The sequence below is a fragment of the Streptomyces sp. NPDC001933 genome (assembly GCF_042890955.1).
Taxonomy (GTDB): Bacteria; Actinomycetota; Actinomycetes; order Streptomycetales; family Streptomycetaceae; genus Streptomyces.
The window spans coordinates 1-7274 of record NZ_JBIASS010000080.1; the positions used below are offsets into that span (position 1 = coordinate 1).

At 67.3% G+C, this 7274-nt stretch carries 3 protein-coding genes and 3 pseudogenes; 2 read left to right on the top strand and 4 right to left on the bottom strand.

Features of this window, described 5'->3' with window-relative positions:
- The first annotated feature begins 178 nt into the window (after positions 1 to 178).
- Positions 179 to 1370 (top strand): annotated as a pseudogene (locus tag ACFYY7_RS44860) (IS3 family transposase).
- A 62-nt stretch (positions 1371 to 1432) separates the two neighbouring features.
- Here the strand turns inward: ACFYY7_RS44860 and ACFYY7_RS44865 are convergent.
- The 3 genes and pseudogenes from ACFYY7_RS44865 to ACFYY7_RS44875 form a co-directional block, all read right to left on the bottom strand.
- Entirely contained in the window at positions 1433 to 1861 is a 429-nt protein-coding gene (locus ACFYY7_RS44865; protein WP_388672072.1) for a hypothetical protein, read from the bottom strand.
- A 940-nt stretch (positions 1862 to 2801) separates the two neighbouring features.
- On the bottom strand, positions 2802 to 3284 hold the full coding sequence (locus ACFYY7_RS44870) for a hypothetical protein (RefSeq protein WP_388672075.1): 483 nt from the start codon (positions 3282 to 3284) through the stop codon (positions 2802 to 2804).
- Positions 3272 to 4960: pseudogene (locus ACFYY7_RS44875) on the bottom strand (RHS repeat domain-containing protein); the annotation flags it as partial. The pseudogene ACFYY7_RS44875 and the gene ACFYY7_RS44870, both read right to left, overlap by 13 nt.
- A gap of 153 nt (positions 4961 to 5113) precedes the next feature.
- Between ACFYY7_RS44875 and ACFYY7_RS44880 the strand changes: the two are divergent.
- A pseudogene (locus ACFYY7_RS44880) lies at positions 5114 to 5599 on the top strand (IS5 family transposase); the annotation flags it as partial.
- Between the two features lie 405 nt (positions 5600 to 6004).
- Here the strand turns inward: ACFYY7_RS44880 and ACFYY7_RS44885 are convergent.
- Positions 6005 to 6364 (bottom strand): peptidoglycan-binding protein, encoded by a 360-nt coding sequence (locus ACFYY7_RS44885; RefSeq protein ID WP_388672078.1) that lies wholly within the window; start codon positions 6362 to 6364, stop codon positions 6005 to 6007.
- Positions 6365 to 7274: the final 910 nt, after the last annotated feature.

Genomic DNA, 7274 nt, shown 5'->3' on the forward strand with positions numbered 1-7274 from the left:
AGATGGGCCGAGACCGGCCTCATCCACAAACTCGGCCCAGGCCTGTACACCGCCACAGCATGGACCCCAACTCCCCTTGCGTGACCAGCGAAAACTCTAACTACCCGGCCTTGGGCCTTGCCCCCTGATGTTGGACACACGAGACACTGGATCCTGAGGATCTGAGAACGGACATCTCGTGGTCATGAAGAACTACCCGCCGGAGTTCAAGGCGGATGCGGTCGCGCTGGACGAGTCGCGGCCGGAGGCGACGATCAGGTCGGTCGCCGCCGATCTGGGGCTCAACCCTGAAACACTGCGGAACTGGGTGAGGGCGGCCGGGGTGAGTCGGCCCCGGGGACGCCGGACGCAGGAACCGGCCCAGCCTCCGACCCCGCTGGAGGCGGAGAACGCAGCCCTGCGCAAGAAGGTCCGCGAGTTGGAGGAGGAACGCGAGATCCTGCGGAAGGCGGCGAAGTATTTCGCCGGGGAGACGCGCTGGTGAACCGCTTCCAGTGTGTCGCCGACCTCCAGCGCCGCTATGGCGTGAAGCGGCTGTGCAACATCCTCGGCGTTGCCCGCTCGAGTTTCTACTACTGGCGCCGGACGGCTGTGGACCGGGCTGCCCGGCAGGCGGCCGAGGCGAGGCCGGCCGCCCGGATACGGGCGGTGCACCAGGAATCGGACGGCACCTACGGAGCCCCCAGGATCACCGCCGAGCTCCGCGAGACGAGCGGTGAGGCAGTCAATCACAAGCGGGGCGCGAGAATCATGCGGACGTTCGGGATCGAAGGGGTCCGGTTGCACCGCCGGCACCGCACCACCGTTCCCGACCCGGCCGCGGCCAGGGCGCCCGACCTGATCGGCCGCGACTTCACCGCCGCCGCTACGAACACGAAATACGTCGGCGACATCACCTACCTGCCCATCGATGGCGGGAAGTTCTGCTACCTGGCCACCGTCATCGACCTCGCATCGCGACGTCTGGCCGGCTGGGCGATCGCCGACCACATGCGTGCGGACCTCGTCACCGACGCCCTGGCCGCAGCCGTCCGCACCCGAGGCAGCCTCGCCGGGGCGATCATGCACACCGACCACGGAGCCCAATACACGAGCAGGTCCTTCGCCGAAGCCTGCAGGTCAGCAAGGGTTCGGCAGGCATGAGCGCGGCCGGCTCCAGCGCGGACAACGCACTCGCCGAGTCCTTCAAACGCGAAACTCTCCAAGGGCGAAAGAGCTGGCCAGACGAGAGCGAAGCCCGACTCGACGCCTTCAGATGGCTCCACCGCTAAAACACCCGACGCCGACACTCCCGCCTCGGAGAACAATCACCGATCGCCTTCGAGAACACCCTCCACCACACACCAACTACGCTGGCACCAGCCGCCTAAACCGTGTTCAGGATTCGGGGTCAAGGCCCAAGCACTGGCCGGCGTGGCCAGACCGGTCAGGATCAGGAACTCGTCCGGCGATCCCGATCATGTGAGCTGGGCGGCGGGATGAGGAATGGCTGGTAGCCGCGGTGTAGAGGAAGCATAGCGTGCAGGTCGTGCACGAGAGCCAGCTCAAGGTTTGCCGGGATCGGGCATCCGCCCTGCACACCCGGGTCCTCCAGGAAGCCCACGACCGGATCGACGATGTCGTCCTTGCCTTCCTGGCACCAGCGCACGGTCCACCCGGGTGCGGCCGGAATGGCAGTGTCCCAGCCAGGCCGCTGCTCGAGTGCGACAAAGTGCGGGTCCTCGTTGGCCTTCACTCGCTTTCCGGCTTTGTGGTCCAGGATCAAGGCATTCCCATCGTCGTCCCAGCCGACTACGGGCACGATGTGATCCGGCCCTTCTTGTTCTCGTAGTACGGCTACGGTCCGGGGCGTGCTGGACAAAGTCCCCTCCTGGGGCATGAGTAGTCAAAGGCAAGGCCGGGTCGGCGGCTACTCCTCGGAACAAGCGTGACACGCAGTAGGGCATGGTCATGCGACTGCGGAACATCCGGCACGCGGTCCCAGGCTACGACCGTGAGCAGCCCGTTCCCTGCATCAGCCAATGGGTGAGGGAACTCGGGGTCTTGGCGTTCCAGAAGCGTGGGTGACGTCAGGGGGCACCACCTCACCCGAGACGTAGCTCCCAGGACTGGATCGCCGAGAGCCTGGGTTGAAGCGTGAGGTTGCGGCCGGCCGACTACCGGTCGAGCAGCGAGCGTGCCGGACTTGTACCAGCAGGGTGTACCTCGATGCCCCCGTCCTGGTGCGGTGAGACATCCGCGGGGATGGTGGCTTGACCGACACCGAGAGGGCTGCATGGGAGCGCCTGGATCCAGGCCGTGGCCTGCTTCGAGACCGAGCAGCAGGGCCCCACGCGCCGCGCGAACGCCGGTCAGCTCCCGGCATTCCGCAATGCCGAGCGCGGCGGCCGCATTCACGACGTCGCGGGCCCGCCATCGGCACCGTCATCCCCGGCCGGACGCGACCTCCGGCGATGGCACGGCTTGTCCGGCCGTGGTGCTGCGCCGGGATGTGCTGTGTCGAAGCTGATCACCGATGAGACGGGCGAGCCTCGGACGGAGTACGAGAGCTGGTCGTGCGCTGGAACGGAGAGGAGGTCGTCGTCACCGAACCCGAGGCACGGCCCTGAGCAGCGGGGAGACTCGCCACGCCCTGTCGGCGTGGCTGGCCGGTTTCGGATCGGGGCGGCATCTTTGTGATGCGATCACGCCCGCACCGCATAAGGATCGGAATACGAGTGGTGGTCCGATTGCCCCCTGAGGCCCAGTTGCAGCCGCGCCCATGCCCTCGCGGCAGGCGGCGGCACGGGCGTTCGAGCGGGTCAGGCGGGTACGGTCTCCTCCAGCGCCACCACGACCATCACCGGAAGATCGGTGTCATGCTGGATCACACCGGCGGCCAGGGTTCGGCCGTCGAGGGTCCACTTCTTCACTGCGATGAACTCGTCCTTGTCCGCCGCAGTCTGTTCGGCTTCGACGAGGTGGCCGGCGAGAGAGGAACCCTCGATCTCAGGCAGGAAGTCGGCCAGCGCCTGCTCTCCCTGCTCGTAGACGGCATCCAGGTCGTCGAAATAACCCGACTCGTCGACGTCGCGGATCCAGACGGTGAATGAGACGATGACCGCTTCACCTTCGAGCGTCTGGGTCCAGCCCCGAATGCCGTTCCTTTCCCATGATGTCTCCACGCCGTCGCGGGGCTTGCCTCTGGGCGTCCACTCCTGGGCCGAGAACCGCGCTGCCGCGCCTTCGGCGGTCAGCGGGGCGATGCCCCTGAGCTCTTCTAGCATTGCGATCACTGCAGCCATGGACTCATTCCACTCATTCCGTTGCCGGGCACGTGATACGCCTTCAGCTGCCCGCTGGCGTAGGCCTCGGGGAAGGCCTTGGACAGCACTTCGTTCATATGCGCGGCACCCCATTCATTGGACACCATATAGCGAACTCCCTTGCCTCCGAGATCCTCGTTGTGGGCGAGCAGCTTGTCGGCCTGTGCGGTGAGCCGACCCTCGTCGTAATAATCGAAATTGGGGTTGTACGTGGACTTCTTCCATTCGGAAAGGTTGTCTCCTCCGGTCCACTTGGCCTCCGTGATCCAGCCGTCCCGCGGGCCGCCGTCGACGTGGACTTCCCGGCCGTCCGGCAGGATCCACTGCTGCTCGTAGCTCTGGTCGGTGACGAGCCGCTGGTACCGGAACGACGGGCGTTTGAGCTCCTTGTCCGTCAGCCAGCCCAGACCTTTGAACCGTGAGTACGGCGACAGGCCGAGGGGGTCGCAGACGGTGAACGGGTTGTGCACGCAGGCGACCGGGTTCGGCGCGGGGCCGAGGCCGAGCGGGTCCGGGGAGGTGTATCGGCCGGTCTCGGGGTCGTAGTGGCGGAAGAGGTTGTAGTGGAGGCCGGTCTCGGGGTCGTAGTACTGGCCGGGGAAGCGCAGCGGGGTGTAGGCCGAGCTGGAGCGGGCCCAGGCGGTGGTGCCCCAGAGGGTGCTGCGGGCGCGCCAGGCGATCTCGCCGGACTCGTCGACCAGTTCGGTGGGTGTTCCCACGAGGTCGGTGGCTATGGCGAAGAACCGGCGGTCGATCTCTTCCTGGTGCGTGTCCGGGGTGAGGATGCGTTCGGTCTGGGACAGCGGCACAAGGCCGCGATGGTCCCAGGTAAGGGCGACCACGTGTGAAAGACCTGGTGTGTGGATCGTCTGTTCGCACAGGGTCGTGCCGTCCCAGGAGAAACGGACTGCCTCGGCGACCGTCTCGCCGTCGTCGGTGAGGCGTTGCTTCGCGGTACGGCGGCCCAGGGGGTCGTAGCGGTAGCGCCATCGGGTGCCGTCGGGGGTGACCACGGCGGCGAGACGGTCCTCCGCGTCCCACTCGTAGCGCCAGGTGTCGGGTTTGCGTGAGAGGCGGGTTCTCTGGCGCAGGGTCACGCGGCCGAGGGCGTCGTGTTCGAAGCGGACGTTGCCGGCTCTGGTGAGGGAGGTTCCGGTGTAGGAGCGGGGGCCGGTGGCGTCGTGGCCGGGTTGGGTGCCGGGCCAGGAGGCCGTCGTCTGATTGCCGGCGGCGTCGTAGGCGTAGCGCTCGGTCCAGTCCTCGGCGTGGACGGCGGTGACCCGTCCGGTCGGGTCCAGATCGAAGTTGCGGGTGCCTGACAGATCGTCGGTCACGGAGGTGAGATAGCCGTCGGCGCGGTGGGCGTAGTGACGGTGGTTGAGGGAACGGTCTCCAGTCGTCAGGTGCTGGGCGCAGATTCTTCCGGCCTCGTCCCAGGCGGAGGCCAGGGCGAGGGAGCTGCCGAAGGCTCGCTGAAGTTCCCGGCCTGCTGCGTCGTGAGTGAAGGTGATCTCGCGGCCGCCGCTGGTCATGCGGGCGGTACGGCCGGCGGCGTCGTAGCCGTACTCGGTGACCGCGCCGGTGGGGGTGGTGCGGCGGGCCCTGCGGCCCAGGGTGTCGTAGGCGTAGTTCATGGCGCGGCCGTCGACGAGTTCCTCGACCGTCGTGCGAGCCCACCAGCACGCTACTGGCGCGCGGAAGGCGCCGGTGGCCGGGGGTCCTCAGAAGGGGAACGTTCGGGGGACGAACCAGTTCGATCCGGTGCTGCCGAAACTGGCCGTCCGGCTGGAGGAGGTGGTCGGATCGGCGAATACCTGGGACGCTCCCGAGGCGGTTTCACCACCAAGATCCACCTCGCCGCCGAGGGACGATGCCGCCCCCTCCCCTTCGTCCTGACACCCGGCCACTACGGCGACGGTCCCCAGCTCGAGGCCGTGCTGGAGCAGATCTCCGTGCCCCGCAGCGGAGTCTGGCGGCCCCGCACCCGACCAGATCACGTCCTGGCGGACAAGGCCTACACGTCCCGAAGAAACCGTCGCCACCTGCGACGACGCGGCATCCGGCACACCATCCCCGAACGCCTCGACCAGCAGAAACACCGGCAGAACCGGGGCTCCCGAGGCGGCCGGCCCACCGGCTTCGACAGCGAGCGCTACAAGAAACGCAACACCGTCGAACGGGCCATCAACCGGCTGAAGGGCTTCCGAGCGGTCGCCACCCGCCACGAGAAACGCGCCTACACCAACCTTGGCACCGTCACCCTCGCGGCCCTCGCGATCTGGCTCCGAACGTGATCCAAGAACAGTGCCTAGCAGTCCACTGGGCGGAGGCCGGGGCGTGTCGCACCCGGTCAGGTTGATCGTGAGTGGGCCATGCTGGCAGTCAGCTGTCAGCGGCCTATCCGATAGGGACCAGCGTGGTGCGGCGGCCTTCGCCCCCCGCCCCCGCATCACGCTGCACCGGCCAGCATCCTCGCCGACCTGCCCGGCCAACGAGGCTGCTGTACCGGCCGGTCATATTGGCCCCTTCCGGTCTGGCAGCCCTTAGCCCGAGACCGCCCTACTGTCCGACGCCCTCGGGTGGTCACCCGACCGTTTGTCCATGGGGAGCACGCCGAAGCGGCTGAAGAACTGTTGCCAGCCGCCCCAGGGCCTTGCCTGTGCCACTGTCGGACAAGACCCTGGCCATCCGGCGCAGCTCTATCCGGGGTAAGGGTCGTAGCAGTCGGGGGCGGGGTTGTAGAGGGCGTTCCAGGTCTTGGCCCCGATGATTCCGTCCTTGGTCAGGCCGTGACACCCCTGGATCCACTTGACCTTGGTGCGCGTACCACCGCCGAAGATGCCGTCGACGTTCAGTTTGGGCACGCCACCCCAGACATTCGACAGGCACTGGGCCTGCTTCACCGCCACTCCCGTGTTGCCGTACTGAATGGTCGGGCGGTAGGTCGACGAAGCGTAGGCGCAACCCCCGGGCACGGCGCTGGCTGACGGCGCGCTGACTCCCAGGACTCCGGCAGCGAGTACAGCGGCACCCAGGACGGAAATGATCCGGTGTTTCATGGCACCTTCCCCCACTCTAATGATCACTCTGTGTGACAATTTGCGACTGTAAGGATGCGAAGGTTTCCTTGTCGACAGTGCCGGGTCGAAGTTCAGCCAGCATTTTTTGCCCACGTGCCGCCCGCTGGACGGGAGCAGCAGAGACGGGCTGGTCCTCATGTTCGAACCTGCCCCCGCCCCACGCCGTCACGAGACGGCACGCACCGGGCGAGCAGCACTCTCCGACACCAGGCCGGGAATACTTCGCTGCGCCCCGTGGAGCCTGTCGTGCCTGGCCCTGGCCGCGCCCTGCACGAACCTCGCCATCCGAGCAGCAGCCCGCCTCCGGCCCACACGACCTCTGACTTCGAAACGGTGACGACGAGCAGGCACGCGGTCGCCGCGTACGGGATCAGCAGACCTGCGGTCGGACGGTATCCAGTACCACCATGGCCGGGTCACTGGTACTCCCACATGTTCTCGGGCTGACAGCGTCTCATCCGAGGGTATCTACCTGTATGGCGACCACGCGGGCCCACATCTCCGCAAGGTTCAGCGCCTGGCAGGCTCCGACGCTATGCGGTTCAGGCTCCGGCACCCCCAACTTCCCGCACTTGCTCGCGACATCAGTTCGAGAGCGGCCTAGCGGCGAGACTGGCCGGATATCGACGAGGCCAGTGGCGCTTGTCCACGTCGCGGTACATCGCGGTGACGGCCCGGATGCCTTCGGTCTCGGCCGCGCCGACCTGTCCGCCGGCAGGGCCGACGGGGACGGTTCGGCGGTGGCCCATTGCTGCCGCCGGTGGCCCGCCGGCTGCTGGTGGCGCTGCTGTGGTGATCGAGACTTGTTCGGCCGGTTCATCGCTCGCCTCCCTCCGTCCTCTCGTCGTCGATGATCTCCGCGTCGACGACCTCCTCCTCGTCGCTCCCT